Annotated in this window: 19 protein-coding genes and 3 pseudogenes; 11 read left to right on the forward strand and 11 right to left on the reverse strand. The window is 41.4% G+C overall.

What is annotated here, in order from left to right; all coding sequences use genetic code 11:
• Positions 1–382 precede the first annotated feature (382 nt).
• The 4 genes from DW039_RS10085 to DW039_RS10100 are packed head-to-tail and all read right to left on the reverse strand — an operon-like array spanning position 383 to position 9912.
• Positions 383–3004 (reverse strand): hypothetical protein, encoded by a 2622-nt coding sequence (locus tag DW039_RS10085; RefSeq protein ID WP_120381905.1) that lies wholly within the window; start codon positions 3002–3004, stop codon positions 383–385.
• A gap of 8 nt (positions 3005–3012) precedes the next feature.
• The gene (locus DW039_RS10090; RefSeq protein ID WP_120381906.1) at positions 3013–4983 is read right to left on the reverse strand and encodes a hypothetical protein; all 1971 of its coding nucleotides are present in this window, start codon (positions 4981–4983) and stop codon (positions 3013–3015) included.
• A gap of 41 nt (positions 4984–5024) precedes the next feature.
• The gene (locus DW039_RS10095) at positions 5025–6704 is read right to left on the reverse strand and encodes a RagB/SusD family nutrient uptake outer membrane protein (RefSeq protein WP_016272026.1); all 1680 of its coding nucleotides are present in this window, start codon (positions 6702–6704) and stop codon (positions 5025–5027) included.
• A gap of 13 nt (positions 6705–6717) precedes the next feature.
• Complete coding sequence (locus DW039_RS10100) at positions 6718–9912, reverse strand: TonB-dependent receptor (protein ID WP_022401823.1); 3195 nt, start codon at positions 9910–9912, stop codon at positions 6718–6720.
• A 347-nt stretch (positions 9913–10259) separates the two neighbouring features.
• Here DW039_RS10100 and DW039_RS10105 point away from each other — a divergent pair, with 347 nt between their 5' ends.
• Complete coding sequence (locus DW039_RS10105; protein WP_005833650.1) at positions 10260–11219, forward strand: FimB/Mfa2 family fimbrial subunit; 960 nt, start codon at positions 10260–10262, stop codon at positions 11217–11219.
• Positions 11220–11229: 10 nt separating this feature from the next.
• Here the strand turns inward: DW039_RS10105 and DW039_RS10110 are convergent, their stop codons facing one another.
• Positions 11230–12618: a PAS domain-containing protein gene (locus DW039_RS10110; RefSeq protein WP_005824402.1), complete on the reverse strand. Its 1389-nt coding sequence runs from the start codon at positions 12616–12618 to the stop codon at positions 11230–11232.
• A 229-nt stretch (positions 12619–12847) separates the two neighbouring features.
• Positions 12848–13656: pseudogene (locus tag DW039_RS10115) on the reverse strand (Fic family protein).
• A 485-nt stretch (positions 13657–14141) separates the two neighbouring features.
• Here DW039_RS10115 and DW039_RS10120 point away from each other — a divergent pair.
• Together DW039_RS10120 and DW039_RS10125 are read left to right on the forward strand one after the other, a co-directional pair.
• Positions 14142–14339, forward strand: a complete 198-nt coding sequence (locus DW039_RS10120; RefSeq protein WP_016268862.1) for a hypothetical protein — start codon at positions 14142–14144, stop codon at positions 14337–14339.
• Positions 14340–14446: 107 nt separating this feature from the next.
• Complete coding sequence (locus DW039_RS10125; protein WP_057098936.1) at positions 14447–15445, forward strand: hypothetical protein; 999 nt, start codon at positions 14447–14449, stop codon at positions 15443–15445.
• A 102-nt stretch (positions 15446–15547) separates the two neighbouring features.
• Here DW039_RS10125 and DW039_RS10130 read toward each other — a convergent pair whose 3' ends face one another.
• Positions 15548–16030: a hypothetical protein gene (locus DW039_RS10130; RefSeq protein WP_057098937.1), complete on the reverse strand. Its 483-nt coding sequence runs from the start codon at positions 16028–16030 to the stop codon at positions 15548–15550.
• A 105-nt stretch (positions 16031–16135) separates the two neighbouring features.
• On the opposite strand from DW039_RS10130, the gene DW039_RS10135 reads away from it, so the two are divergent.
• Complete coding sequence (locus DW039_RS10135; protein ID WP_005791420.1) at positions 16136–16354, forward strand: helix-turn-helix domain-containing protein; 219 nt, start codon at positions 16136–16138, stop codon at positions 16352–16354.
• 5 nt (positions 16355–16359) lie between these two features.
• Here DW039_RS10135 and DW039_RS10140 read toward each other — a convergent pair whose 3' ends face one another.
• Complete coding sequence (locus DW039_RS10140) at positions 16360–16578, reverse strand: hypothetical protein (RefSeq protein ID WP_016268865.1); 219 nt, start codon at positions 16576–16578, stop codon at positions 16360–16362.
• 131 nt (positions 16579–16709) lie between these two features.
• Between DW039_RS10140 and DW039_RS10145 the strand changes: the two genes are divergently transcribed.
• The 5 genes and pseudogenes from DW039_RS10145 to DW039_RS10160 all read left to right on the forward strand — a co-directional run bounded on the left by DW039_RS10145 (position 16710) and on the right by DW039_RS10160 (position 21876).
• The gene (locus DW039_RS10145; protein WP_120381907.1) at positions 16710–17336 is read left to right on the forward strand and encodes a recombinase family protein; all 627 of its coding nucleotides are present in this window, start codon (positions 16710–16712) and stop codon (positions 17334–17336) included.
• Positions 17337–17546: 210 nt separating this feature from the next.
• Positions 17547–17702, forward strand: a complete 156-nt coding sequence (locus DW039_RS20915; RefSeq protein WP_165853111.1) for a hypothetical protein — start codon at positions 17547–17549, stop codon at positions 17700–17702.
• Positions 17699–19243, forward strand: a pseudogene (locus DW039_RS21475) (recombinase family protein); the annotation flags it as partial. The gene DW039_RS20915 and the pseudogene DW039_RS21475, both read left to right, overlap by 4 nt.
• Positions 19244–19487: 244 nt before the next feature.
• Positions 19488–20711: a site-specific integrase gene (locus tag DW039_RS10155; RefSeq protein ID WP_120381908.1), complete on the forward strand. Its 1224-nt coding sequence runs from the start codon at positions 19488–19490 to the stop codon at positions 20709–20711.
• Between the two features lie 25 nt (positions 20712–20736).
• Positions 20737–21876, forward strand: coding sequence for a YhcG family protein (locus DW039_RS10160; protein ID WP_120381909.1), 1140 nt, complete (start codon positions 20737–20739; stop codon positions 21874–21876).
• 140 nt (positions 21877–22016) lie between these two features.
• On the opposite strand, the gene DW039_RS10165 is transcribed toward DW039_RS10160, so the two are convergent.
• The gene (locus DW039_RS10165) at positions 22017–22388 is read right to left on the reverse strand and encodes a helix-turn-helix domain-containing protein (protein WP_120381910.1); all 372 of its coding nucleotides are present in this window, start codon (positions 22386–22388) and stop codon (positions 22017–22019) included.
• 255 nt (positions 22389–22643) lie between these two features.
• Here DW039_RS10165 and DW039_RS10170 point away from each other — a divergent pair.
• Positions 22644–23093, forward strand: a pseudogene (locus DW039_RS10170) (NAD(P)-dependent oxidoreductase); the annotation flags it as partial.
• A gap of 169 nt (positions 23094–23262) precedes the next feature.
• Here the strand turns inward: DW039_RS10170 and DW039_RS10175 are convergent.
• Entirely contained in the window at positions 23263–24552 is a 1290-nt protein-coding gene (locus DW039_RS10175; protein ID WP_094381291.1) for an IS1380-like element IS614 family transposase, read from the reverse strand.
• 135 nt (positions 24553–24687) lie between these two features.
• Here DW039_RS10175 and DW039_RS10180 point away from each other — a divergent pair, with 135 nt between their 5' ends.
• Positions 24688–25512, forward strand: a complete 825-nt coding sequence (locus DW039_RS10180; RefSeq protein ID WP_004295324.1) for a class D beta-lactamase OXA-347 — start codon at positions 24688–24690, stop codon at positions 25510–25512.
• A 202-nt stretch (positions 25513–25714) separates the two neighbouring features.
• Here DW039_RS10180 and erm(F) read toward each other — a convergent pair whose 3' ends face one another.
• Positions 25715–26515 carry a 23S rRNA (adenine(2058)-N(6))-methyltransferase Erm(F) gene (gene erm(F) / locus DW039_RS10185; RefSeq protein ID WP_120381912.1) on the reverse strand — a complete coding sequence of 267 codons (801 nt, stop codon included), beginning with the start codon at positions 26513–26515 and terminating at the stop codon, positions 25715–25717.
• Positions 26516–26566: the final 51 nt, after the last annotated feature.

Here is a 26566-nt window from a genome sequence, read left to right on the forward strand (position 1 = left end):
GAGAAAGCCCCTGCTTTTCTCCGCTTCCGCCCTTTTGTCTGTCCGGTTCAGTACAAAGATTCATGAACGGCCCACTTAGGTGAACAAGTTTGTTCACCTAAGTGGGCTGATTTGTTCACTACTATGAACAAGGCGGACCACTTTAGTGGAGATACCATAAAATCACTATGTTTATCGCAATAAGTACCCATCCCGTCCGAACAAAGTACAAGGCAAAGAGCTATCAAAGCGCCGCCTTACGGACCACCTCCTTTATTTTATTCTCTCTATGGTTCTTCAATCTATATCAGAACGATGCACACCGGTGAGGGCAAAACAAAAAATCCGGGATGGCCTGCATCCCGGATTTCCTATCTAACCAGTATATTTCCGTCTATCCCTCTTACCATTCAGGAACAGAGAAAAGAGTGTGGAACGTGAACTTCACTTCCATAGAACTGCTGAAACCAAGTTCCTTGATAACATCACCATCAGGAGTACCGAAAGCGCACCCTTTATCCTTTGTTGCCCCATAGCAATTCCAAAGTTCCAGACGATACTTCGGGGATTCATTGGCATCGAGCACTTTGGATGCATCAAATGTCACTTCCTTGCCATCCAGATAGAGGTTGTCAAGTGTGGCATGTAAACCGGGGAAATACTTGTAAATGTCAGCCACTTCAACGAAGGTCATGATGGAACCTGCCGCATAGTCGGCAGATTCGTACTTAATGTCGAACTGAGAAGCCACAAGGCTGTACTGGAAGTTCTCGTATTTCACCTCGAACGTAGCTCCTGCGTTATATCCCCATGCACTTCCCCAATCCGGATTGACAGTAACCAGATTGGGCGTATAAATACCTGCACCGGTACCGTCGGTAATGACGGTGCAGACAATCTCAAGCTTCTCCTTGAAATGGATGGCAGGCTCGGTACCTTGATTTTCTACATTGCTGAACGGACTGAGGGGAACTGCATTGCCTACAGAACCAGCCCCATAAGCATTGAACAACTGAACACGGTACTTACCGTTTCCTTCAATGTCGCCATAATAGAAGCGGTTGGCATCAAACCGGATGGAAGTACCGTCCAGCTTGATGTCGTCAATGCGTACAAACGAATTGGGATAGCGCTTCGCCATACCGGCAAAGTCAAGCGTAAACACCATAGCATCGGTACAAGTTCCATCGAAAACAAACGTGTGCTGTCCAGCCAAGTCTTCGGGCGAAATGGCTGCAAGCGGTGCATCCCAACTTCCTCCCCATGATGAATCGGCGATATTGAGCAACACCGAAACCTGCGCATCGGCATCGGCCTTGGCCTGGCTGTAATAGTTCAACGAATAGCCATAGTCGCCATCGGGCAGGGCAATCTGCAAGCCGTCGGCAGTCAACGACAGAATGTTCAGCTTACCGCTCTTTGTACCAATCGAAGTATTGGCGCAAAGCACATCTATGTCGATGTCAATCACTTTATTCGCCTCGTCAATCGTAAACTTACCGGTTTCATCGGTCACGGTACCGTCTTCGGCAATACGATGAATATTCACCGTACCGTCCTCCTTGAGCTCCATATAACCATAGTCCTTTCCGTAAGTATAACCTATCCAGCCATTATCCGTACCCATCTCCCAATGAATCTGCTGTTCAATGTTGGGTTGTCCGTTGGAAACCGTACTCCAGTTGTCCGTAACACCCCACTGCGTGAAAGGTCCTTCAAACGCGTGCTGCTTACCGTCCTGGCCATTGTCAAGATACCACTTCTGATAGAGCAGAGCCTTGTTGAACGGTACGTTCTTGGCTGTGGAAACAGCGCGTACAGCCATACCTTGATAAACTGCGGCAGTGATACGGTGATTGACAGAAGCTGCAAACTGGTAACCTACCGCAAATTCTGTATTGGAAGAGTTGACAGTACCGGTGAGGTAATATCCTTCAGTACCCAGCGCTGTCACATCGTTTGCCACACGCGTACCGGCTGCAGGCAGGAAGATGGAATTACCATTAGGACCGGTGAACTTGAAACCTGTCACTCCATTCTGCTCAGTCCACTCTTTCTGGCACAACGTGAAGAGTTCCTCGAAATCATCGGCAGTAGGCAGTGTGGCACGCCCTTGAAATGCACGGAAAGCCAAGTCGGAAGCCGTTTTATAAGTATCGGCCGAAGCATAGTCGGCAGGGTCGATGCTATTGTTGCATCCGGTCAAGTCACCGAATCCGAAAAGGCCACCCAGTCCAGTCTCGCTCTTGGCACCCACATTGAAGCGAGCCCACATCACGGAGAGTCCCAGGTCGACAAGGTCATTGTCGAGATTGAAGTCATAGGCAGGAGTAGTGAAGCTCTTCACCTCACCATACACAATGCCGCTACCCAGATTGAGGTAAGCCGCATAATAGTATTGCGTTTCGGGCACCAACCCTTCATGGACGAATGAATAGCTGTCCTTAAGTTCCTCACTCTTCACTATAAGGCCTGCACGAACCGCTTCTACATCGGATGAAGTAGAGATAACAACACCACAAGTAGCATCGGCCGTAGCATCGGTCAGCGTTCCACCCAATACAGCCGAAGCGAAGTCGACAGATGCGGCATCGGCAGTAGCCACCTTGGCATTGGTGGTGAGCAGGCTCTTCACCTCGCCCCTGTAATACACCTTGCCCTGCAAGCATACATAAGCCTGATAATAGAGCGTGGAGTTATTGCTCAACCCATTCAACTGAGCACTGAAGGCGCTGCCGTCATAAGCAGCCTGCACGTCCTCGGGCAGGTTGTCTTGCGCAGAGCCATAGAAGAAGCCGGTCTTATAGCTTCCGGCATCCATGCCATCCAACCCGGAGAGCGTGGCATGGAGCGTAGCGGTAGTGGCGGTCACATCGGACGACCCCGTCACCACCGACGATTCGTTCAGAATCGGGGTGGTGTGGATAGTATAGTCGTCATCTTCACTGCACGAAGCCAGCGAAAGACCCAATGCAAGTGAAAGTATTCCTAAATATATCTTTGTCTTCATATATACTAAATTCATTTAAGTGGTTATTCAATGGTCATCGAAATTATCTCAACCTTCACATCCGGCTGTCCGTCTTCGGTGGCAGCCACAGTAGCAAGTCCCTTATTCTGGATACCGATACAGATACAACTGCTTCCTTCGTAAGTCACAGTGGCACCGGTGGTATTGGTCACGGACACAGTCTGTACAGCTCCTTCGGCAGTGTCAAAGGCCACGGCGTGAGCCAGGTTGTAGCAGTCGTCTTCCCAAGCATTTCCGATGTTATTGTCCATAATCACGGTCTTAGGAGTCGCGCCCTCGTTCCAAGTGATTCCACTCAGCACTTTGTACTGTATCTTCAGCGTCTGGTTCTTTTTCAACTTCACCTTCGTGATGTCGATCGGCCATCCCGCGTCACCACCGCCCCAAGGATTGTAGAACTGCAAGCGCAAACGATCGGGATTTCCGTCACCGAAAAGAATTTGTACCTTGCTGTTGTCTACCTTGATTTCAGTAGGCCCGGTAGGTCCGGTAGCGATAGGTTTGTAGTTGAGGTTGGCACAAAGATAAGAATCCACGGCTCCCTTGTCATTGGTCGTTGCAGGCACACCCATCTGGAAAGAGCTGGTGACATCGCAAGCCATTACGGTAAACTCGCTTCCCTTCACTTCCACCGTGCGCTTATCACCGGTAGCGGTGAGGACGGTTATCTCAACCGGATTGCCGTCGGCATCCATAAATTTCAATTTGTCGTCTTCAATGGCAAGCTTACCGGCATTGGTACCGTCATCCCATTTGTAGCCATCGGCCGTGCTGCTCAATACCAGCTCATAGTCGGCAATGGAAGCATCGGCCACAGGTGCCCATGAAGAACCGTACTGTCCCTTCACTACGCTTTCCCAAGCAGCAGAGCCGCCATTCCACCATGTCCAGTCATAAGGTTCTTCATCATTGATGAGGAAGCGTGCCTCATTGCCCACATAGGTGACACCGTTGATTTCAGTAGTGAACAGTTTGGTTGCCAAATCTTCAATGGCAGGCTGTTGTACTTCGGCAGGCTGAAGCAAACCCGGATCTTCAGTCGGTATGATACTGGGGTCATTATAAGCCTCTTCGGAAATGAAGTTCCACACCAGCCACCACGGACCTTCGCTATTGGTACGCATCGTAGCTACCTGCAGCAGATAAGGAGTACATTCTATAATCTTGATGTCGTTGGTATAGTTGGAACAGACATCATCAAAACCCTCGTTATGCAATGAATAGGTACCGCCATAGAAAGATATGACAGGGCGTTTCGGGTCAGACACATTCAAGTTGAAAGTTCCGGTGGCATCCGTCGTGCCCGAAGCAGCCACCCGATGAAGTTCCACCGTACAGCCTTTCACAGCATCCAGGCCGAAAGTGATGTACGACTGGAAATAGGGGTCGTCTGCCGGAATGAGCCACGATTGGATACCCGGATCCCAGTTGGGAGCCCAATTGGCGCTACCAATCATAAGGTCGGTAATATTGCTTCCATCATTTTTCACATCAGTGTGGCTCATGTACATCACCGGTCCCGAACAACGGCCAATACCAAAGTTCTTGTCAATGGGAACCCACTTACGGCTCTTGCCCACTCCACCTGCAAGGTTAGCCCAGATAGGGTCTTCGAGCATGGCAAAGTTATTGGTCTCTACCTTGAAGGTATATGGTTCGCCATATACCGGACCTGCCGGTGTGGAAGCGCCGAAAGTCACGCTATATTCTCCGGCAAAAGGAAGTGCCAAGTCAAGAGTGGTCTTTTGAGAAGGACCGCTTGGAGTGACCCACAAGGGAGTGGCTCCCTTGATGAGCGAAGTCAGATGAATCGTATTAGGATCATTGGCATCAGGGGTCACCGTATAGGCGATACCTTCCACCAGATCATCGGAGACATAGGTTTTTGCCCCCATCTCGTACTCTTCGGGCGAGCAAGCGGAAAATATCAAAGCCGCTCCTGCCAATATGGAAAAGAATGATTTAAGTCTCATATCTTATTGTTTTTATTTTTTATTTACTCTATTAATGGTACTCACCATCCGGGATTCTGCACAAGCACACTCTGTGAAAGGTTAATTTGATTATAAGGAATCTGGCTCAAGCCTTTGGTGGCTTTCACACGGTCGGCCCGTATGGTTACCGCATCATCAGTGCCTCCACTCTTCACCTTGACACCATTCAAGGCGAGCTTCTCGGCTGCCACGTCTATACCTTGACGCAGGAGATCCCAATAATTAATGCTTTCAAAAGCAAATTCAAGACGACGTTCTTCCATAATAGCTTGTTGAGACACACTCTTAGCTTGATAGTTGGCCGATACTGTTCCGTTGTCATCAACCTGATAAGCACGCTTACGCACTTGGTCGAAATAAGTTTGCGCATTGGGGCTGCCCAGTTCTGCGGCCATCAACAATACGTCGGCATAACGGATAATAACGTAGTCTTGGCGGTTCTGTGTCTGGAAGTCACCGCTACCATCCTGCTTACCGGCATGGCTTCCATCGGCATAGCAAAGGGGAGCATACTTCTTCACAGCATAGCCGGTATATTCACGCCAGTCATTAAAACTGGTGGTAAAGTCGGCCGAACCGGTGATTCCTTCCCCTACCAAATCAATGATAGAAGCCGAACGGCGGAGGTCACCAGAGGGAAACGCTTCCACAAAATCAGGATTTACCGTCAATGCGCCCCATCCCTTGCAATAGGGAGCAGCATTAAGCTGGCGCATACCCAACATCACCTGCCAACGGTTGGAGTCATTATTCCCGTTATAATCCTGAGTAGCGGTAAATTTCAACGCAAGAATGGTTTCCTTGTTTCCATCACCGGCATATGTACCCTTCAAAGTTTCATAGTCTCCTTTTTCGGCCACTTTTGCAGAAGAAGCCGGCCATAAATTCTTGAATTGCGGTACCAAACCATATTCTCCTGAAGCGATTACGTCTTCTACAGCAGCCAAAGCTTCGGCACGAGTCACCTCTACAGGTTCTTCACCGTAATATCCGGTATAGAAAAGATAGGCACGTGCCAGCAAAGCCTCGGCGGCATATTTTGTAATATGTCCGTCGTTCTTGGTATAGTCGGCCTTGGGATAAGCGTCACCGGGAATATTCTCGATAGCATATTTTAAGTCAGTAAATATGGCACTGAACACCTCTTTGGCAGGTGAAGGAGCGCGATTTTCGTTTACCGGTTCCAGAAAGAGTGGGATATTCCCCCATAAACGAACCATATCCAGATAAAGCAATGCACGCAACGTACGACATTCGCCCATATAGATACCACGTTTGCTATCCGATTCATTCCATACAATCTGCTCTTCATGAGCTATCAGCTCGTTGCAACGATAGACGCCCGCATAATAATTTTTCCAGTCACCTTCGTATAGGTTGAGGTCAGCCGGCGATTGGGAGATGTCAAAACGGTCAATGGCCTGATAGCCACGTCCATCGGCATTTCCGGTAGCGCCAAAACACTCGGCACTCATCACCTCGGAAGCCATATAAAACCCTACCATCATGGCTGATGAAGTCTGGCGCCAACCATCATAACAACCTATCAGAGCACGATAAGCATCTTTTTCAGTCTTATAGAATGTACCGGTTGAAGATTCAGTCTTCGACGTAACATCGAGAAAACTGTCGGTACACGAAGCCAGTCCCAAACTCAGGAGCAGGACACTTGCCATAAATATATTTTTGTTTTTCTTCATATCAGTCTATATTTTAAAATTTCAAGTTAACACCAAACAATACGGTACGGGGACGGGGGTAATAACCTAAATCAACGCCCGACACCCAACCTTGTCCGTTATCTCCTTCGGGACCATAACCTATTTCCGGATCCATGCCGTCATATTTGGTAAATGTGAACGCATTCTGTACCTGAGCATAGATACGGCACTGGCTGATGGCCTTACATCTCAGTAGCTTGGCAAAGTCGTAGCCCAAAGTAATGTTACTGATTCGCAGGTAATCACCATCCTGCACGTAGAGGTCTGAGAACTGCCAGTTGAGATTCTGGTCTGTGACACGAGGTATGCGATTGCTGGTTCCCTCTCCTGTCCAACGTCCTAAAATTGCAGTAGTATAATTGGCTTGCTTGGAGGTATGGTTACGATAGCTCTGGACAATCTGCTGTCCGAAAGCACCGTTGGCCACTACAGAGAAATCAAGTCCTTTCCAGTTGAAACCGAGATTGAAGCCCATAGTGAAATCAGGAATACCGTTACCAAGATCGGTCTTGTCAAGCTCGTTCACCCGTCCGTCATGGTTGATGTCCACAAACTTCACGTCACCTGGTTGTACGTCAGCTTGCAGCACACCGTTACCAGCCTTAATCCAATCCTCTATTTCTTGATTGTTTTGGAATATGCCTGCTGTCTTGAAACCATAGAAATAACCGATAGGCTTACCATTCTCGGCACGATAGAATTCAGGAGTATTGTCATACAACTGGTTGGTAGAGCCATGAATGATACCATCGTCGTTAGGAATCTCTCCGACCTTATTCTTATTGTAGGCACCGTTGATACCGATATTGTAACTAAAGTCTTTGCCTATTTGGTCATTCCAAGTAAGATTGAGTTCCACACCGGTGTTTTTCACTCCACCGCCATTAATATAAGGAGCACCTGCTCCGGCAGTAGCAAGAATAGGAGCCACCACGAGCCAGTCTTTAGTATCTTTAATGTAGAAATCGAAATTAACACCCAGGCGACTGTTGAGGAATCGGGCATCAAGACCGATATTGGTCTGCTGTGAAGTCTCCCACTTGATGTCAGCATTAGCCAGACGACTAGGGTAAGCTCCCCAGTTGGTTCCGAGCTGTGCCGCAGCATCCGAGTCGCCGTAACCGCTGCCGAAAAGATAGTGTGTATTGGTACTCTTGATAGGAGCCAGATATTGGAATGCGTCAATGTTGGCATTACCCACTTGTCCCCAGCTGGCACGTATTTTCAGGAAGTCGAGCCAGTTTTGCGTACTTTCCATGAATTTTTCGTTAGTAATGGTCCATCCTGCCGATACCGAAGGGAAGTAACCAAAACGGTTGCCTTTGGCAAAGTTGCTCGAACCGTCTGCACGCAAAGTAGCATTGACCATATAAGTTTCTTTCCAGTTCCAACCCAATCGGCCGAAATAGGACACCTTGCGGCTCTCGGTATGCGGATTGCCACTGGCACCCAAGCCGTTGGTCGAATCGGAGGCCGTTCCGTTGCCCACAAAAGCATGCTCCCAATCATCAAAACCTTCTTTCAGCATACCATTTTTAGCTTCGATATAAGTGCCCTCGTAACGATAGGCTTCCATACCCAGCAAGGCGTTGAACGAATGTTCTCCCATAGTCCAGTCATAAGAAGCCGTATTGGTCCATGTCATACCCAAAGAGTGATTGGCATTTTGAGATACGGTAGTACGTTCTTCATTATATATATATTGGCTGAACTTGTAGAGAGGCTTGAAACTACGGTATTCGCTGGAACCATAAACCACACCGAATACAGACTTTATCTTCAAATTCTTGACAGGCTGCAATTCAGCATAAACATTACCGGAAAAAGTAGCCGTTTTGTTCTCATTGTTGCTGTCGGTCATCATTAAACCATAAGGGTTTCCATCACCTTTATTCCAGTCACTGGTACTGGTGTCATTGTAAGGCGAATCATAAAGATTATTATCGCTATAGACAGGAGCGATAGGCGATGTTCCGAATGCACCGCGTAAGGTATTATTATATTGGTTGCCTACACTGATACCGTTATTCATCTTATATACAAAACTCACCTGCTCGCCCACTTTCAAAATATCCTTGAAAAGTTTGTGCTCGCTGTTCACACGGAAATTGTAACGCGAATAGTTAGACACATCCGAACCGCCGACAATACCTTCCTGACTCATATATCCTAACGAAAGGGCATAAGTGGAAGTTGCGCTTCCACCAGTGACACCCAGCGTATAGCTCTCCGTTGTGGCATTATCTTTGAACATAGTATCTACCCAATCCGTATCATACACATTGCCATTGGCATCGTAAATAGACTGGTATTGGCTCCAATCGTAAGCCGAAAGTCCGCTATTCAAAGCCTGCTCATCCATAATGGCCATATACTCTTTTGCATTCAGCATATTAGCCTTACGAGCTACATTCTGTATTCCATAATAAGCATCGAAACTAATCTGCGCTTTACCTTCGCGCCCTTGCTTGGTAGTAATAAGCACTACACCATTAGCACCGGCCGAACCGTAGATAGCCGCACTAGCCGCATCTTTCAGTACATCTATACTTTCAATATCGGCAGGATTCAAAGTAGAAATATCACCACCCACACCATCAATCAGATAAAGAGGAGCACTATTTCCCACGGTACCAAGACCACGGATACTCACTTTCATGTCAGCACCCGGTTGACCGGAAGTCGAAGCAATACTTACACCCGGTGTCTGTCCCTGCATAGCCTGCAAGGGATTGGTTGTATTCATCTTGGCTATTTCGTCACCCTTCACCTGAACAGTGGCACCCGTCACCAATTTCTTCTTCTGGACACCATAGCCCACTACAACCACTTCATCCAACATTTCCGTGTCCTCCTTCAGCACCACATTGATGACGGAAGAAGTACCTACCTTGATTTCCTGTGATTGATAACCGATGTAAGAAAACACCAGTGTCTGTCCTTGTTGGGCACTTACCGAATACCGGCCATCAATGTCGGTAATTCCACCCGTAGCGGTTTCTCTCACCTGCACGCTGACACCTATCAACGGCTCACTATCCGTAGCCGATGTCACAACACCCGAAATGGTCTTGTTTTGAGAAGGATTAGCCTGCAGGCTACTGATTGCAGGTACAAGAAACAAAAGTACCAATGCAACACGGCATAAACGCAGATTTATGCACTTTTCCAAGAATGTTTTTCTCATTGTACATTATTTAATGGTTAATATCAAAGATTCATTGTGTTCTTCAATTAATACCAAAGAACTCGGATGCAAATGTATGGAGGAACAAGAAAAGAATGTCGAGAAATTGTTACGAAGAGTATATGATTTCGTTAATCAAGGCTTCTAAAATGTTACTAAAAAAGGTATAATTTGTTTTCCGTCCCTTCTCTAAGCCTTTTGAAGAGGGGCTATTCTTCCCATTCCCCTCAATACCGGAATTGGTTTCACCTCACTTTTCCATCCCCAATATACTTTCTCCGGAGTACAAAGAACCATTTCTTTCTAAAAACGTTCTCAAGGAAGAACAACCTAAAGCTTAACAGATAATGAAAAAATTAGTAGTATTTGCAGTACTTGCCGCAATCGTGGCAAGCTGCGCCGATGACAATCCGCCCCAGATAGAAAAAAGCAGTGAGTTGGTATCACCACGACTTTTGATGGACGTGTCCACAGAAAGCGGACAAAGCCCGCTGACCGGCATACTGACCATCATGCCCTGCAAGGCGGGCACCTCTATTTATTATGGAAACTACATAAACCGGAAGCTGACACCTTTTTACGGTTACTACCAAGTTAAAGACGGAGCTTTCTATAACGATGGCGTCAATCGAGAGTTATCCTTACCCGCAGGTCTCTATAACATGATTTATTGGGGAACCCCTAAATACGAGGAGCCGATTTATGCACATCCTCTCATGAGGGACCCGGTCTACATCTTAGGCGAAGACATGTCCCGGCAACACTTCTCCCTATTCAAAATGGAAGCGGACACAACCTATTATCCGGTATTCGACCTGGTACACGCCGTCCAGCCTGCCAACATTGGAAGTGAGGACCTGAAAGCATCCCTCAAACGGGTAGTGACCGGACTGAAAGTAATCATCAAGGACAAGAACAACGGCATCCTCAGTTCGAGCATCGACAGCATGGTGGTGCGCATCACCAATATTGCTGGAGAACTGAATTTCTACACCGCCGCTCCTCAAGGAAGCCCACGCACAGTAGCCTTCCCTCTGGTCCGTTCCGTCGACGGTACACAAATGAGCAACGCCACCGTCATGCTCTTCCCTTCTTTCGGGAAACCGGAATTCCAGATGAGCATCATACTGAAAAATGGAAACGTGAAAAGTTTCAAGCAAACATTGAACGGACCTTTGGAAGCAAACTCCAAACTGACCCTGACCCTCACTCTGGGAGACATCTTTTCCGAAGAATCATCCGGAGAATTCACCCTTGACAACTGGAACGAGGAAAGCCAGACAATCGATGTCCCTTCATTGGATTGAGCTTGCAGCATCAAGGAAAGATAGAACGGTGCGCGTCCATCTTATAAAAAGGCAACGTGAACCAGAAAGTGGAGCCCTTGCTCAACTGTGACTCCACCCCTATCTCTCCTTTCAGTTCCTTCACAATGTTTTGCGAAATGGCCAGTCCCAGTCCGGTACCTTGCTTAAAGGAATCCAGCTTCACAAAGCGGTTAAAAATCCCCTGCGCATTCTCAGATGATATCCCCGTCCCGGTATCGGTGACATAAAAACGGATATAGCTATTTTCGGGCATTCCGTAACCAATGGTAATGCTACCGGCAGCAGTAAACTTCAGCGCATTACTGATGAAGTTATTGAATACCTGAGTAATTCTGCGCTGATCGGTATACAGCAGCAAACCGGGCAATGGCGTAACCGTGACCAGACGCACGTCTTTATTGGTCAGCCTGATACTTGTAGCCTGCTCTATCTCGGACACCATTTTATTGATATCCACGTTAGCATAGACATACTCCAATGTACCGGCTTCTATCTTCGACAAATCCAGAATGTCATTGATGAGCTGCAACAGCAGTTCATTATTCCGCTCTATAATATCGAGATACTCCACCCGTTCTTCCTCAGACACTTCCGTGGCCAAAATACTCGAAAAACCAACTATTGCATTGAGCGGAGTACGTATCTCATGACTCATATTGGCCAGGAAAGCCGATTTTATCCGGTTGGACTCCTCAGCCTCCTCTTTGGCCAGACGTAGCTTGCGCTCCATGATTTTCAAATCAGTAATGTCCCAAGCAGTATAAACAATCCACTTGCGACCATCAGAAAGCTTTATAAAATTATTGTTCTGGAAGGTAAACCGCTCCTCGTTCTTCTTGGTAAAAAAACGTCGTATACCTTCTTGTGGAATCCCCGTCTTGACCAACTCTTCATCCTCCTTCCTAATTAAAGCCGCAGCCTCTGGCATTGTTTCAAAATCCGTCTTGCCTATAGCCTCTCTGGCCGAACATTCAAAGAGTTCCTCTGCCTTTTTATTCCAAAAAGTATAGCGCATCCCATCATTCACATCCTTCACTTTTGCCGCAATGGGAAGATTATCAAGAATGCCTTCCAACAGTTGCAGATACCTCTCCCGGTCCCTTTCCCTCAATTTCTTCATCCGCCTCTGCATGAAGAAAAAGAAGAGGCACAGCACCAATGTACCTAAAAGAATGGAAATATAGACCATCTCTCTTTGAACAAACCCGTCGGGAATATCAAGCCTTTCCTGCAAGGTGAAAGCAGTATCGAAAAGTTCGGGGCTTTCAGCCATTTTGTCAGCTAATGCCGGATGAACAAAGATTATACAAAAAGAGAAGAATATCGTCAGTAACCGAATACTTCCGAGAGGTAAAAAAAGAGGAACATGTTTTGTCATAATTGGCAAACATTTAATAATTAAATAGTTAGATAAGATTCCAGCTACTGCAAATTTAGAAAAAAATAAATGCGAAAACAGTATCTACGAAATAAATTTGCATTTTACACCCATTATTTTGTATTTAATGCCGAGAAGAGAATATTTTGAGAATAACCCAATACAAAAGGATGATACAGCACAATCAGCTAATGCCTATATGAGCTTATCAGGAAGGAATCGTCGCTTTTCAAAACATGAGATTAAAACCTTTTTTACGTCCCGTATTGTATTTCTCAATCTCTGACGCAAATGATTTTTCAGCTGCGCTGCCATAAAGTCCAAGAAAGGCTGACTGTTCTCATCTTCTTGCGACTGCCGCAAAGAAAGAATATAGTCGCCCCTATCTTCTTTAAAGATTTTCGTCGGAAAAAGATGATGGCAGAACTGGATATAGTTCATCAACAAACGAGCCGTTCTCCCATTGCCATCTACCCACGGATGAACGGTTACCAAATTGAGATGAGCATTGAAACTCAATTCATATCGTTCCCGAAATGTTTCCATATTCTTTTGCTTTTCTCTCAATATAGAACAAAGTTCTTCTACTTTAGCGGGAACTTTAGGATAGCTCATATAAGAACACCCGCCCACCCCAGCAGTAACGCCGCACAAACGAAATTCACCTTTAGAAGAATCAAAAGAACCGCCCATTACATTATATACACTCCCAGTAGTACGCATTAGAGCAGCATTCAATTTTTGTAAGAAAACAGGCGTAATTTCCGCATTTTGTGCACTTTCTTCTTTGGCGAGTTCGTATGCCTTCTTCAAATCCTCATTCATCAGATGATAGACCAACGGCTTTCCTTTAGCTGTTATCCCCTCATCAAAAAGCAACTGGGTATCCAATTCGGTAAGTGTAGAGCCCTCAATAGCAGTAGAATGGGTAATAAGCGAATAGAGGTAGTACTTTTCATAGTCTACCGACTGACTGATACCAAGCCTCACAAATTCTTGATTCAGTACTTCTATCTCTTGCCAGATATCTGTTCCCATGAGCAAAGGGCATAAAAGATAAGTATAAAAAGAAAGCGGGAAAAGCATTAAAACTTTCCCCGCTTCTTTATTTCGTACCCTTAACCGTTCTGTTCTCGAACCAATTCCTACATGATTTGGATTTAATTTGGGAACTACGGGAACTGATACCATTATAAAAGCCAACCTTTTATATTTGGATTACATCATTTCAAATTAACTATTTCTCAACCACAAAGATAAAATATTTAATGATACAAAGCAAGTATGGTAAATAACATATTAGTTTGTAAGTGAATTAAGGTTTATCTCTTATGTGATTAATAGACAAGACATAGCACCGTAACTCGGCTCTTAAAATACCCTATTTTAGCAGGTATGGTTAATAAGAACAAACGACTCTGTATCTAAATTTTCTGGTCCAGATATTTTTTCTGTGAAATCAACCTACTATTCTTTACATTCTTACTTCATTTTACTATTTATCTAGTATAAAATCAATTAATATGGATAATATAGGAAAAAGAATGTATCGTAATCTTGGAGACGATACCAAAGCGAAAATCAGTCAATCATTAAGAGGTAGAAGCAAGTCAGCTTCGCATATCCAAGCAATATCACAAGGCATGAGTAATTACTGGAAGACTATACCAGTCAAACCAGATGACAACTCAAGTGACAAGACAGAAAAAGAGGGGCAATAATCCCCTCTCTTTTCATAGTCCTTTGATATACTCCATTATCAAAGGGGGAAATTGTAGCCTACAGAGTACATTTCCCACAAGAATAAAAGAATAACTTTAATTTTTTAATGACATCGCAATATGAAACGAAACGATTAATCACTTTTGATAGAATTAAAATTAAATCCAACTATAAATATCTTCTCAATACTAAAGTGAAGTTTAATGAAATGTTTCATTCACGTAGTGGAGAGAAAATAGGTATATTTTATAGTTCTAAAGATGATATAAATATACCTTATAACCTTTATATAGCTGTCAGTTATATAAAACAAACCTTAACTCTTGAATTTTCCAGTAAGATTTTGAAAGAAAAATATCCAGACTTAATTTCAAGAGATACTATCAAAGAATGTCTAACCAATATAAACCAACTAAATATTTGTGATATTGACGTAGATAGTATCTTATCAAATGGGGCAATTACATCAGTAGATGTAACTTATGATGCAAACCTTATTCTAAGTGATAATCTTCTGGACGCTCTTAATTCGCAAGTAAACAACTATAGACGCTTCAAGTGGGCACATTACGATAAAGAGGGAATTATGTTTACTAAAGATGTGAAATCCAAAGATTGTACGGAGACAATCACCTTATATAATAAAGAAAAAGAAATATGTACCAGCCACAATAAAGACTTTTTAAATAGCCTATCACAACCACAATCAGTAATAGACTATTTCAAAGAGAAAACCAGATTTGAAATTACATTAGACACGCCTAAAAAGATAATGAAGTATCTGAATTTGACCGATACCAAAATATTCAGTGTACTAAATTCCGATACAAACCCTATCCTTGCTCAATTTGACAAGGTTTTCGGTAATTCTACAGCCAATATGCCAAACACAACTTTTGATGATTACGAAAATTGGGCAATGAAAATCATTCTCGAAAGGTACAATGGTGACTTAAAACTACTAGAGCAGGATGTTAGAAGTAAATTCAGTTCACGCAGCGGAGCAACAAAACGAATGAAAAAGTTTGAAACGGTTTATCATGCAATGACATCAGCCTCAACTAGCGAAAACCCTATTGAAAAGATACGTAATCTGTTACTTTGATGAGGCTTATGTATCAAAACAAAAAGTGTATCAATATAATCTATCAAAAGACCTATTGATACACTTTTTTTTGTGTCAGTTTAATCTAAAAGATTATTGTGATTAATTTTTGTGATAAAGAACTCTACCTTTTATCGTATATTCACTACCATTTTTTGTGAACTTAAAATCATCATAACGAAGCGTTATAGTTTCAGAGGTCACATTATCCACAACGACTTTTCCACCTACTGTAGTATAAGTATAGCTAGAGCCTAAATCTGTATTTTTCACAAACTCTTTAACTTTAGCATTAAGTTCCATTCCGTTGGTTAGCTTATCTACACTAGCAGCATCATTACTTGCAATCGTAAAATAACTTATATCCATAAGACTTTCTGGATTACTAAAGCCAGCCTCAAAACTAATAGACTGACTATAAGAGTTGTACGACACAGATGCAGACTCATCATTAAGGTACTCTTTACCATTGATAATAATGGTATTTTCAACTTTTCCATTGTCATTGTCATCATCACTGGAACAAGACATAAACACACTAGTAGTTAAAAGAACTACAAACAAAATAAATACATTCTTTTTCATCTTATAAGAGTTTATTAATTAAGAATTTGTTAGTTATCATATATGATAACCAGTCTGCAAAGATAAGCCCTTTTCTTTGTTATCACAAATGATAACTACAGAAAAATGAATGAGCAGCAACTTTTTATTAAAATAGGAGACAAAATAAAGGAAATAAGGCTTGAAAAAGGAATAAGTCAACAAGACTTGGCAGCTAAATGCAACTTTGAAAAAGCTAATATGTCGCGAATTGAAGCTGGACGCACCAATCTGACGATAAAAAACGCATATAAAATTAGTCTTGCTTTAGGAGTTAGGCTAAAAGACCTATTAGATGTAGAATAATTACTTTACTTTTTAGGCATCGTTATCAAAAAACCTTTTCTTATAGTGCATAGAGAGTTCTGATACGGCTTTTCTTCTTTCAATCCATAATTTCTTAATGTCCCCAATGCGATACCCAAGTCTTTAGGACTGAATTTCGTATAAATTGCAGAGAGTGAGCCAAAATAGTAATGTTGTCCGTTGTATTCAACGTGAACAACTGTTCTTTCTTGTTTATTATCCATATTGTGTATATTTTACTCCACAAAGGAATGATAAATATTTAATATTTACCATATTTCTAGCCTTATTTAACGCTATAAATGATTTATATTAAATATACGTCACTATCTTTGCATCATAAACAAGTAACACCATGAAAAAAGTAGTAATCTTTGCACGAGTATCAAGTACCAACGGAACACAAGACTATGAACGTCAAATAAATGATTTGAGAACATTAGCCTCAGCAAACAACTGGGTAGTTGAGGCTATATTTGCGGAGAAAGTATCTGGAGCAAAAAAGAACATAGAACGCATAGAACTAATGAATATGATAAGCTATATCAACTCACACAATATAAATAAAGTATTAATAACCGAACTATCCAGACTTGGACGTGATACCCTACAAGTTTTACAAACCATAGAGATACTCAATCAAAACAGAGTATCAGTATTCATTCAAAATTATAATATTGAAACACTTACTCCAGAGGGAGAAATCAATCCAATGAGCCAATTTCTTATCACTATACTTGCCGAAGTAGCACGTATGGAGCGCAAGACCATTCGAGAACGTGTAGCGAGCGGCTATCAGAATTTCCTCAATAATGGTGGTAAGGTAGGGCGAAAAATGGGATATACGAAAAGCGATGAGGCTATGAGGGAAGAGTATGGAGAAGAAATTAGACTCTTGAAAAGAGGGTATTCACTCCGAAATACCTCAAAACTGACGGGAACAAGTATCAACACCTTGCGTAAATTAACCAAATTAACATAATTTACACATCAAAAGTGGTAATTGTATTTATAGGTCGTATATTTGCAATGTTGGTACATCAATTCACTTAAAAAAATATCTTTTACTTCAAATAATGATATATGGGGCAAGAAGCACATTCATGCCTAGGCACTTCCTTGTCTTGTGGATTGATTGAATGTGTAAGAATAAGTTGCATCATACATTGCAACACAATAATACCAGTATCTAATGATACCATTGGAACAATGCGCAGCGATACTCAATAAAGGTAAAGAAAAATACGATAATGAGAAAGTAAAAATAGTGAGACAATATCTATACCTATTAGCAGAATTGCAGATAGAGAATGAAAAAATAGCATTAACTAAAAAACAAGAATTATGAATGCAAATGTGATAATATATTGTAGAGTAAGTTCGGATGAACAAACATTAGGAGCCAGCTTAGACATACAAGAAGAACGCTTACGGAAGTATTGTAACCAAATGGGATATAACATCATTGATAATATCCCATACAGAGAGGACGAGAGTGCTAAAACATTTGAGAAACGTCCTGTTATACAAGGAATAATGAACTATATACGTAAGAACAAAGGTAAAGTGAATAAGTTACTATTCTTGCGGTGGGATAGATATTCACGAGATATTATCAGTGCCAGTGAAAACCTAAAAGAATTAATCAAATTGGGAGTTGAACCAAATGCAATCGAAGCACCTTTAGACTTCAATTCTGACACTTGGCCCCTTTTATTGGGAGTACACATAGGCTCGGCACAATGCGACAACATCAAGAGGTCAAAAGCCACAATGGACGGTATTCATGGAACATTGGCAAAAGGGAAATGTGCTAATAAAGCACCAAGAGGATATAAGAATGTACGTATTAGCAAACATGAAACCCATGTAGAAATAGATACCAATACAGCACCATTTATACAAGCCATATTTAAGGAAGTGGCTAAAGGCATTGAAACACCTTGTTATATCCGTAGGAAGTTTGCAAGAAAAGGATATAATATACCCGAAAGTTCATTTCTTGAAATGCTACGTAACAAATTTTATATCGGTAAAATTCGTGTGCCAGCATACAAAGGAGAACACGAATATTATGTAAACGGTGAACACGAAGCAATTATAGATGAAGAAACATTCTACAAAGTTCAAGAAATATTAGACGGCAAAAGAAAGAAAACACCTAAACTATCCAAAGCCATAAATCCTGACTTATTTTTGCGGAAGTTTTTAATCTGCCCCGTATGTGGTTGTGCCTTAACTGGTGCTACAAGTTCGGGCAATGGCGGCAAATACACCTACTACTTTTGTTGTAACAATCAAAAACATATAAGAATGAGAGCAGAGAACGTAAACGAAGAGTTCGCTCGATATACAGCCCAATTAAAGCCCAATAAAACGGTATTGGACTTGTATAACGAAATTCTAAAGGATTTGCAAAACGAACGCAAAGGAGAAAGCAAAAAAGAAGCAGCAGCACTGCAAAATGAACTTTCTACCGTCCAAAAACGTATCAATAGCATTGAGGATAAATATCTGGACGGAGACTTAACCAAAGAACAATATAACAGAATGTTGGAGAGATACACAAAAGAAGCCTCAGCCATGCAACAACAGATTGAAATGCGTGAGAACCCTAACCGTGGTAATATCGAACCAAAACTAAACTACTCTATCAATCTGATAAACAATATAGATAGCTATATAAGAAATGCGTCTGTAGGAGTAAAAATTAAGCTGATAAGTTCGATGTTTCCCGAAAAAATCGAATTTGACGGAAAAACATATCGAACCAATTCTTATAACAAAGTTCTTGATTTAATCTATCAGCAAACCAACGAGTTACGAGGGGTAGAAAAGAAAAACGGAGAGAGTTTTTCAACTTTCTCCGCTTCAGTACCCAGACCCGGTACAAACCATAGAAATCATAGGAAAATAAAAGAATTTATCTTCCTTATTATCAATCACTTGAGTATTTCCTATTTTCTCTATTTTTGCCATATTTTGCCCATTTTCCGTTATTCAGTACACTTTTAGTACACTTTGAAATATCATTTTCTTTTGTACCTTTGCAATATCGGAAAACAAAAGAAAATCAACTATTTAGCGTAATCACCCGGTTATGGTACCTAAATCGGGATAAAACCTCTAAACAATGGCAAAGTTAGAAAATAAAACGAAAGAAAACCCCAAGTTAGAGCAAAATAAGCTCTCGGATGGTAGAATCAGCCTTTACTTAGAGTATTATTTAGGTAGAGAGGAAAAGCCCGTATTAGATGAAAACGGCAATCAAGTGTACTATGATAGTGGAAAGATGCAAGGTAAACCCAAGTTTGCAGTAAAGCATAACAGGCGAAAAGAAAACCTTAGTCTGTATCTGATAGATAAGCCCCGTACCCCTGCGGAACGCCAGCAGAACAAAGAAACATTGGAGCTTGCCACAAAGATACGTGCGGAGCGTGAGCAGGAATTTAAAGAAAGTATGTTGGGCTATCGGTTGAAAAAAGATAGGACGGTCAATTTCTTAGACTATTTCCAAGCCTATATCAACAGTTATACCAAGAAAGATATTCGCATGGTACAAATTGCGCTTAGCCGTTTTAAGGACTTCTTAAAAGAGCAATACCCCATGAATGAGTTTAGTATTAAACCGGAACTTATCACCAAAGAAATGATGGAGCAGTTTGTAGCCTATTTGCAATCCCGAAGTGTGGGTGAGGGTGCTAAAAGCATTTACCAGCGTTTCAAGAAAGTTATTCGATATGCGATTGACCACGATGTAATGTTGAAAGACCCATGCAAAAGTGTTACCTGTAAAGTGGATAGCCAAATGCTTCGAAAAGATGTTCTTTCTCCCGAAGAAATACAAAAGTTGGCGGCTTGCCATTATGACAACGAGAACCCGAATGTCAGACGGGCTTTTATCTTCTGTTTATACAGTGGTTTGCGTTTCTGTGATGTAAAAGACCTTACCTACAAAAATGTAGATTACGCTAATCGGTTATTGAAGTTTGAACAAAGCAAGACAAAGGGACATTCTGCCAGTAGTGGTGTGGTTATTCCTCTGAATGACGGTCTATTGTCTATCATTGGTGAAGCCCCGGCAGATAAAAACTCTTTGATATTCGATTTACCTACTTACGAAAGCTGCTGCAAGTCAGTAAAACGCTGGGTAAAGAGAGCCGGGATAGATAAACATATAAGCTGGCATTGTGCCCGACATTCGTTTGCCGTGAACATTCTAAACAATGGAGCAAATATCAAAACCGTAGCCAGCCTTTTAGGGCATAGCGGATTGAAGCATACGGAGAAGTACACCCGTGCGGTGGATAAATTGAAAGAGGAAGCAATAAACAGTTTACCCGAACTAAAGTTTTAACCATAAAAGACTTATCTTTGTAACTATGAACTTTGAAGCATTAGTAAAACATATCAGCACTATACAGAACACGTTGCAGGCACAAGCCGCACACGCTGTAAACCTTGCCCTTACTTCCCGTAACTGGCTTATGGGTTGCTATATTGTAGAATTTGAGCAGAACGGAGAAGACCGTGCCGCCTACGGTGAACAACTGTTGAAGAAGCTGGAACAACGACTGAAAACAAAAGGTCTGAATGAACGTAGATTCCGTGAATTTAGGCGGCTGTACCTTGTTTATCCACAACTAAAAGAGCCTGTTACACAATACATTGCATCACAAATTCAAATTCGGCAGTCATTGACCGCCGAATTCACTGAACCAATTCGGCGGTTGGTGACCGCCGAATCTGAAAATGGAGTTTGGAAACTATCAACAGAATACCCGCAAACCGAAACATGGATGATTCCGGCTGATAGATTATTCAATAGATTATCTTCCACCCATTTAAACACTATATCGGGAATTGAGAACCCGGTAAAACGTGCTTTCTATGAAATGGAAACCATTCGTGGTTGCTGGTCTGTAAAGGAGTTGGAGCGACAAATCGCATCTTTATATTACGAACGTAGCGGACTATCCAAAAACAAAGAAGCCCTCTCCGCTTTAGTCCAGCAACAAGCAACCTTATTACAACCTAAAGATGTTATCAATACACCTGTTACTTTGGAGTTCTTAGGGTTGAATGAACGTGCATTAGTGACGGAAAACGATTTGGAACAATCCATTCTTGACAACTTGCAACGCTTCCTATTGGAAATGGGACATGGCTTCTGCTTTGAAGCCCGGCAAAAACGCATCTTGATTGATGAAGATTATTTCTTTGCCGACCTTGTGTTCTATCATCGTATCTTGAAATGTCATGTTATTGTAGAATTGAAGATAGACAAGTTCCACCATGAGTATGCTTCGCAACTAAATATGTATCTGAACTATTTCAAAGCGGAAGTGATGCAGCCGGATGATAATCCACCTATCGGTATTCTGCTTTGCACCGAAAAGGGAGATACATTAGTTAAGTATGCCACTGCCGGATTAGACCCGAATATCTTTGTACAGAAGTACATGATAGAACTTCCAACCGAAGAAGAAATTAAGGAGTTCATAGCTTCCTCAAATTATTAAAACAAGACACTCTATCATAAAAGTAACACTGGCGAAAATAGAACTTTGTTTCTTTTCGCCAGCATACATACTTTGCTGTCAATAGAAATAGGTTTAGTCCGTTTTGGCTATATAGACAAAGGCACAAACTAAACTTGGGTTTATGACTTTAACCTATTATTTTCTCTATCAACTAAAATTGCATTCATGTTATCTTTTGCCCAGGTTATCAAACTGTTGATATGTGGCAACAAAGATATAGCTCTATCAGTTAGTGAATATTCAACTCTTGGCGGCACTTCTGCATATACCTGTCTTTTGACAAATCCGTCCTCTTCAAGAGTTCTCAAAGTAACAGTCAGCATTTTCTGTGAAATATCGGGAATATTTTTTTGCAAGGCATTGAAACGCATTAATGCGGACTGGTTTAATGTAAAAAGGACTAATATAGACCATTTATCGCTTATACGAGCAAGTATATTCCGAATAGGGCAATCGGGATACAATTCATTTTGAATTTCTGTTCTTACCATAATATATTATATTTCTGCATTACACTACAAAAGTAACTAACCTCCTTCAAATAAACAAGGGCAAAATTGCAATTAGCTAAATAGTGTTAAACGCGCATTTCACAAATTCTTCATAATCAACAATAGTTTCATATAGGTAACTATCTGAGTGCAAAGTGCCTTCTTGTATAACTAAAAAAAGAATTTCATCTTTGCATTCGAAAAGAGATAAACAATCTTTTAGATAGTAATATTGATTATTAAATATTTATATTTATGAAAAATGTAGTATTGATTGGAGCAAGCGGTTTTGTTGGAACTGCAATCCTTAGTGAATTATTAAACAGAGGTAACAAAGTTACAGCAGTAGTTCGTAATCCCGAAAAGATTACAATTAGTAACAGCAATTTATCAGTAGTTAAGGCAGATGTATCTGATGTGAAAACAATAACTGCCACTTGTAAGGATAAAGATGTCGTTATCAGCGCTTATAATCCCGGCTGGACAAACCCCAATATTTATGAAGAGACGTTGAAAAACTATCCATTAATCCTCAAAGCAGTAAAACAAGCAGGCATTAAACGGTTATTGTGTGTCGGTGGTGCAGGTACTTTGTTTTGCGCTCCGGGGCTTAGAGTAGTGGATTCGGGTGCAATACCTGCTGAAATCATGGGTGGTGTGAAATCTTTAGGTGAGTTTTACCTAAATACATTGTGCAATGAAAAACCTAAAATCCGCAAGCAATCTCAATGGCAATCTCAATTGCAGTAAAGAGCTTGAACACTATGCATCATGATAGTATGAGCGTGAATTTTGTCCGATTTGTGCATACCTTCCCCTTACCCCACAATGCGACTTGAGGCAATACGCAGATTAAAACCATAAGGAACGGACTTTATCCGAATCCAGTTTTGAAAGGTCTTGCATAAGCCCGGTTTTCAGTATAGATATTCAGCACGTATTGCCTTGCTGTCATGATCCACTTGGCAGGTACGGAGATGAAGCTGAAGACAAAAGCCTTTATGCGACTCGTTTCCTTGAGCCCGAAAGCCTTGGTGTCAAGCTTGCTAATGATGGTCTTATAGAAATTGTGTATCAATGCCGTAAGCAGAAGGAATACGGTGTTCTCTGACATGAACGACTTGGGGAGCCTGTTCCAGCCGAATCCGTTGTTCATATCATCGAATATACGCTCTTTGCCCCCACGCTTGTTGTAAAATTCGACGATGTCTCTTGTTGATGAGTCATAATCGTTGGTAAGAATGCATCTGTAGGTGTATTCACCTTCCCACAAGTCAAGCTCTCCATCCATGCGCTTTTGTCTCTGAATGACAAGACGATAGCACTTGCCTTCCCATTTCTCAACAAGAATGGAATTGAGTTCAAACTGGATGCCGTTGATTTCCTCCGTCTTCCATCCCCTCAGTGAAAACAAGTCATCGTAGAGCGAACTGCATCTGTTGGCGCGGATGTAGAAGTGCGTGCAATGCTTCTCTATCTCACTGACAATTTCCTTCGAGCACGAACCACAGTCGGCTCTGAAGCGATTCACACGGATGCTGTTGGCTTCCAGTAGGGCAAAGAATCTCTTGTGGGTCTCAGCCTGATAAAAGCGCACATTTGTGTTGCCATCGCTGTTCTCGACATAGACAATCATGTCACCGATGACATATACGCCAGGTCTGTAGCCGAGGAACTTCTTGTATGTCGGTTTTGCATCATACTTCTCTGTTTCAAGGAACTGATGGTCGAAATCAACATCGTAGGTTTCCACCTCATTCAGTTCACCAGTGGAAACCAAGGCTTTTATAAGCAAGGCGTTGAGCTTGTCTGCCGTATTGAAATCATAGGTCTTGCCCTTATCGGAAGTATATGAGATGTTTTCCTGTGTCAGTTCCTTGATGGCTCTGAGGATGGTATCAGAGCTGCATGTGCGCAAGGTCGGATGATACGAGAGATGACGCATCAGATGCGATGTTACATCCTCCACGCATGAACCGCCACAGAAGTATACGCTCATCAGAGAACGAATAATTTCGCTGTACTGGTATCCGATGATACTGCGGCATCTCTGACCAAGTGTCTGGTCGATAATAGGTGAAAGCATGGAGTCAAATTGCTCCATGATTGAAAAAATTCCTCCAAAAGGTGTGAGTTTTTCAGATTTTATTTGTACCTTTGCCATGTCTTGTTACGATTTACGCTTGTTTTGAATTGCAACACAGTGAAAAATCTGACATGGCAAAATCCTGAGCAACTTTTTGTTGCTCAGGAACTTATAAATAAAGTTAAATCAAAGTGTTGCGGAATTAAGGAATAAATGAAAAATATTTTATTTGTAGTTTTTATTTCAATGATATTTTTATTTGTTTGCTGTAACACAACAACGAATAAAAACATAATTGAAACAGAAATTTCTGATTTTGACAAAATTTTAGATAGTTTTCAAGTAAATGGTTCAATTCTAATTTATGATAACGACAAGAATACTTTTTACTCAAATGACTTTGATTGGGCTAAAAACGGAAAATTACCTGCATCAACATTCAAAATTCCAAATTCTATAATTGCTGTTGAATTAGGCATTATTGAAAATGATACAACTATTTTAAAATGGAATGGCGAGCAGAGAAAAATGGATATTTGGGAAAAAGATTTATCATTTAAAGATGCTTTTAGAATTTCCTGTGTTCCTTGCTATCAGGAAATTGCAAGGAAAATCGGAACAATTAAAATGAAAGAATATTTAGAAAAATTTGAGTATAAAAATATGATTTTTGACAGTTTAACGATTGACAATTTTTGGCTTGAAGGAAATTCAAAAATATCTCAAAAACAACAAATCGACTTTTTAAGGAAATTCTATTTTTCAAAATTTCCAATTTCTGATAGGACAATAAAGATTGTCAAAAATATTATGGAAATTGAGCGAACTGAAAATTACATTTTAAGCGGTAAGACTGGATTAAGTTCGATAGAAGAAAAATATAATGGTTGGTTTGTTGGTTATGTTGAAACAAAATCTAATGTTTATTTTTTTGCAACAAATGTAATTCCGACAGACGGATTGAATGTTGATGATTTTATTTCATCGAGAATTAATGTAACAAAAAATGCGTTAAAGCAAATGAATATAATGAAATGATAAATGCCACTAACATATGGTAGCCGATAATTGCCGGCTTTCGTGCCAACTTGATACTTTGGTGCTTTTAACGAACCGAAGTGCTAAATTGATACGAAAGTGCTGTAAATCCGGCAACTACGGCTACCATTTTTCGTTATGCGGCAGCTTAAAAGACGACACCAAACCAGAAAAATCATCTTGACAACCACCCGACTTTGAACTACGAAGGATGAAATTTTTCAGGGTCAACTTCCAGCATTTCCAAAAAACAGTTTACCCATTGACTTGGAGACAAACAAACAATTTGAGCATTAAGGTTTAAACCGAATTTTTCCGAAATTGACCTGACCTGACTTTTCCTGAAAATCGACTTTAAAGCTGTTTTTACAGATAAATCAGGTTTCTCTAACAGACAGGAAATAAATGCTAAGTATTTGGCTTTAAACTTAAAATCAAAAAATAACTGTTTTCTTTTAATGTTTAACAGGGCTGATTTGACAGTTGGCGGTGGAAAGAAACTTTCAGGACCTACCTCATAGACAAGTTTCAAATCAAAAAAAGTATGATAGAAAACGGTATATGGATTGTAAAGCTTCCTCGAAAATAACTTTTGTGTAGGTTCTAACTGAAGGACAATGGAACCTCCCAGAAAATTTCCAAGACTCTCAAACATCAGGATTTTGAAAATATCGGAAGTAATGCCATAAGGAATATTTGACACCACTTTGAAAGGAAATTTCGGAACTGCAAAATTCCTAAAATCACAACCGACAACTTGAACATTTCGGGCATCAGAAAATAATTTTCGTAAATGTTCAACCAAAGCTGTGTCGTTTTCAATAGCAACAACATTGTTGGCGATTTTTAATAAATGAACAGTAAGAAACCCCTTGCCTGCCCCAATATCTAAAACCGTATCCTGATTACTTATATTTGCTTGTCTTATTGCATCTTTTATTAGCACTTTATCAATAGTAAAGTGCTGACCCGTAAAACGAACGGGCAATTTCTTTTTTGTCATCCTTAATTCCGCAACACTATTATAAAATATTTTTTTTAAGTACCTGAGCAA

Origin of the sequence: Bacteroides sp. AF39-16AC (assembly GCF_003602735.1) — a bacterium.
Classification (GTDB): Bacteria; Bacteroidota; Bacteroidia; order Bacteroidales; family Bacteroidaceae; genus Bacteroides; species Bacteroides uniformis.

Coding starts and splice junctions, on each gene's coding strand:
- DW039_RS10155 (WP_120381908.1), top strand. CDS start 19,488: ATGGCAAAGTTAGAAAATAAAACGAAAGAAAACCCCAAGTTAGAGCAA.
- DW039_RS20915 (WP_165853111.1), top strand. CDS start 17,547: ATGATACCATTGGAACAATGCGCAGCGATACTCAATAAAGGTAAAGAA.
- DW039_RS10100 (WP_022401823.1), bottom strand. CDS start 9,912: ATGAGAAAAACATTCTTGGAAAAGTGCATAAATCTGCGTTTATGCCGT.
- DW039_RS10085 (WP_120381905.1), bottom strand. CDS start 3,004: ATGAATTTAGTATATATGAAGACAAAGATATATTTAGGAATACTTTCA.
- DW039_RS10175 (WP_094381291.1), bottom strand. CDS start 24,552: ATGGCAAAGGTACAAATAAAATCTGAAAAACTCACACCTTTTGGAGGA.
- DW039_RS10095 (WP_016272026.1), bottom strand. CDS start 6,704: ATGAAGAAAAACAAAAATATATTTATGGCAAGTGTCCTGCTCCTGAGT.
- DW039_RS10165 (WP_120381910.1), bottom strand. CDS start 22,388: ATGGTAAGAACAGAAATTCAAAATGAATTGTATCCCGATTGCCCTATT.
- DW039_RS10140 (WP_016268865.1), bottom strand. CDS start 16,578: ATGGATAATAAACAAGAAAGAACAGTTGTTCACGTTGAATACAACGGA.
- DW039_RS10090 (WP_120381906.1), bottom strand. CDS start 4,983: ATGAGACTTAAATCATTCTTTTCCATATTGGCAGGAGCGGCTTTGATA.
- DW039_RS10160 (WP_120381909.1), top strand. CDS start 20,737: ATGAACTTTGAAGCATTAGTAAAACATATCAGCACTATACAGAACACG.
- DW039_RS10130 (WP_057098937.1), bottom strand. CDS start 16,030: ATGAAAAAGAATGTATTTATTTTGTTTGTAGTTCTTTTAACTACTAGT.
- DW039_RS10135 (WP_005791420.1), top strand. CDS start 16,136: ATGAATGAGCAGCAACTTTTTATTAAAATAGGAGACAAAATAAAGGAA.
- DW039_RS10125 (WP_057098936.1), top strand. CDS start 14,447: ATGACATCGCAATATGAAACGAAACGATTAATCACTTTTGATAGAATT.
- DW039_RS10145 (WP_120381907.1), top strand. CDS start 16,710: ATGAAAAAAGTAGTAATCTTTGCACGAGTATCAAGTACCAACGGAACA.
- DW039_RS10180 (WP_004295324.1), top strand. CDS start 24,688: ATGAAAAATATTTTATTTGTAGTTTTTATTTCAATGATATTTTTATTT.
- DW039_RS10120 (WP_016268862.1), top strand. CDS start 14,142: ATGGATAATATAGGAAAAAGAATGTATCGTAATCTTGGAGACGATACC.
- DW039_RS10110 (WP_005824402.1), bottom strand. CDS start 12,618: ATGACAAAACATGTTCCTCTTTTTTTACCTCTCGGAAGTATTCGGTTA.
- DW039_RS10105 (WP_005833650.1), top strand. CDS start 10,260: ATGAAAAAATTAGTAGTATTTGCAGTACTTGCCGCAATCGTGGCAAGC.